At 40.5% G+C, this 2619-nt stretch carries 3 protein-coding genes; 2 read left to right on the plus strand and 1 reads right to left on the minus strand.

Going from position 1 to position 2619, the window contains the following annotated elements; genetic code table 11:
- Positions 1 to 166: 166 nt before the first annotated feature.
- Positions 167 to 1081, plus strand: coding sequence for a class I SAM-dependent methyltransferase (locus CSV70_RS16205; protein WP_099629586.1), 915 nt, complete (start codon positions 167 to 169; stop codon positions 1079 to 1081).
- A gap of 149 nt (positions 1082 to 1230) precedes the next feature.
- Positions 1231 to 2457: an acetate kinase gene (locus CSV70_RS16210; protein WP_099629585.1), complete on the plus strand. Its 1227-nt coding sequence runs from the start codon at positions 1231 to 1233 to the stop codon at positions 2455 to 2457.
- A 68-nt stretch (positions 2458 to 2525) separates the two neighbouring features.
- Here the strand turns inward: CSV70_RS16210 and CSV70_RS16990 are convergent.
- Positions 2526 to 2619: IS3 family transposase (locus CSV70_RS16990; protein WP_369802589.1), on the minus strand; the 94-nt coding region annotated here is incomplete at its 5' end.

The raw sequence follows: 2619 nt of genomic DNA on the forward strand, positions 1-2619 counted from the left end.
TGCTTGTTCTTTTAAGGTAAACAATCGTTCAGTCACATTCATCCGCTCCCACATCTTTTTATTCATTATAAACAAAAGTACCCTATAGGATAGACTTTTTTCAAAGTGTCTATCTTATAGGGTACATTTTAAACAAGAGGTGGGTTTCTTCTTGGAGGAATTTCAAATGAACAATATGGAAAAAGTTTTTAACTATTACGACAATCATGCGACCGCTACAGAAGGTTTGTATTTGGATGCTGTGTTGGAAGCGAGTGAAAAATGGCTAGATCAACCGTCAGCAGTCGACTTACAAGATCCCGAAAAAGAAGAAATTCGTAAAGGTATTCAGCTAGCCTTATTAAAAGGTTTAAAGGAGTCTACACAAGCGCATCACCAAATGACGCCAGATACGATTGGCTTTTTGATGGGGTATCTAGTTAATAAATTATTGGATTCAGCACAACCCGTCACATTACTCGATCCTGCAGCAGGAACGGGGAATCTTTTGTTCACAGTATTGAATCAATACAAAGGTTCCGCTTCTGCCAGTGCAGTTGAAATCGATGATGTGTTGATTCAAATCGCTGTAGCGTCAGCCAATTTATTGGAGCTACCGGTATCATTTTATCTACAAGACGCGCTTCGTCCGTTACCTATTGATGTAGTCGATGCAGTCGTAAGTGATTTACCAGTAGGTTATTATCCTGACGATGAAGTGGCTATGGATTATGAACTCATGGCACCGGAAGGTCATGCGTTTTCTCATTATTTATATATTGAGCAATCCATGCGTTATGTGAAGCCTGGTGGTTACGGATTATTTATCGTCCCTTCCAAGTTGTTAACTGCTGAAGGAGCAGAACCCATTTTGAAATTTGTCAAAGAACATAAATTATTGAGAGGTTTGCTTGAACTGCCGTCGTCATTATTTGCAGATCAACGCTTTGCTAAAAGTATTTTATTGTTACAACAACCACCGAATGAGAAATTTGTCATGCCGGACGTGTTGTTAGCAAAAATACCTGAACTTGGGAATACAACCGCTATGCAACAGTTCTTCAATAAATTAAGTGCGTGGATGCAAGAAGAGGTAAAGTGACGAATAGTCACTCTACCTTTTTTTATTTTCAGAATATATTCGTAGAAAGATAGCGCGCATCTCATGAATTCAATTGCTTTTGGAATAGGTAGATACTATAATAAATTCAAACGTTCTACGACGTAATTATTTTATAGGGGTGGATATTTGTGCCGAAGATTTTGTCGATCAATGCGGGGAGTTCTTCTTTGAAGTTTCAATTGATTGAAATGACGAACGAAGAAGAAATTACGAAGGGGTTATTCGAACGAATTGGAATGGAAAACTCTGTTTTTACAATGGCGACTGACGATAAGAAAATCGAGAAAGTAGTAGATATTACTAATCACTCGTTGGCTGTTGAAATGCTTTTGGAACATTTACTCAGTGAGGGAGTCGTTTCATCTTATGACGAGATTGACGGAATCGGTCACCGTGTAGTTCATGGGGGAGAGCTATATAGTGATTCAGTATTAATTACTGACGATGTAGTTGAGAAACTGGAAGAGATTTCAAGTTTTGCGCCTTTGCATAATCCAGCAAATATCGTAGGCATTAAAGCTTTTGAAAAAGCGTTACCAAATACACCATCTGTGGCAATCTTCGACACAGCATTCCATCAGACAATGCCTGAAAAAGCATTTTTGTATGCGTTGCCATATGAATACTATGAAAAGTACGGAATTCGTAAATATGGTTTCCATGGGACGAGCCATAAATACGTAACGGAGCGTGCTGCAAAGATCTTGAATAGACCTCTTGAAGATACACGTCTCATCTCTTGTCACTTAGGTAACGGCGCGAGTATCGCGGCTGTTAAAGGTGGTAAATCAGTAGACACATCCATGGGCTTTACTCCGTTAGCAGGAGTGATTATGGGTACGCGTTCAGGTAATATTGATCCGGCTCTCATTCCATATATGATGGAACGTACGAACGAGTCAGCTGAAGAAGTGGTGAACACATTAAATAAAAAATCAGGACTACTTGGAATCAGTGGATTTTCAAGTGACTTGCGTGATATTACGGAAGCTGCAGAACAAGGCAACCACCGTGCGCAATTGGCTTTGGATGTCTTCACAGACCGAATCCACCAGCACATCGGTCAATACGCGGCTGGAATGGGTGGAGTGGATGCGATCATCTTCACAGCAGGAATTGGTGAGAACAGTGCAATCGTTCGTGAAAAAGTAATGAACGGATTGGAATTCATGGGTGTCTACTTTGATCCAAGCCTAAACAACATTCGCGGCGAAGAAGCATACATCAGCTTCCCGCACTCACCCGTCAAAGTACTGATCATCCCAACAAACGAAGAAATCATGCTAGCTCGCGACACTGTGCGCATCGCTGGAATTCAAGTACCAGAAGAAGCAGAAAAAGTAGCAGTTGAATAAACAAAACAAAGTCCCGACCGTCAGAACCTTAAAATGTACCCTTTGTAAAGGACAATTATAAAAAAAGCCTAAGCTGCTTGTTGAAGCTGTCGTCTGTATTCTGCAGGCGGCAGCTTTTTCAAGTTCCACTGCCCGCGATAATGGTTATAGTACGTCATATAA

This window comes from Sporosarcina sp. P25 (assembly GCF_002743235.1).
GTDB classification, from domain to species: domain Bacteria; phylum Bacillota; class Bacilli; order Bacillales_A; family Planococcaceae; genus Sporosarcina; species Sporosarcina ureae_B.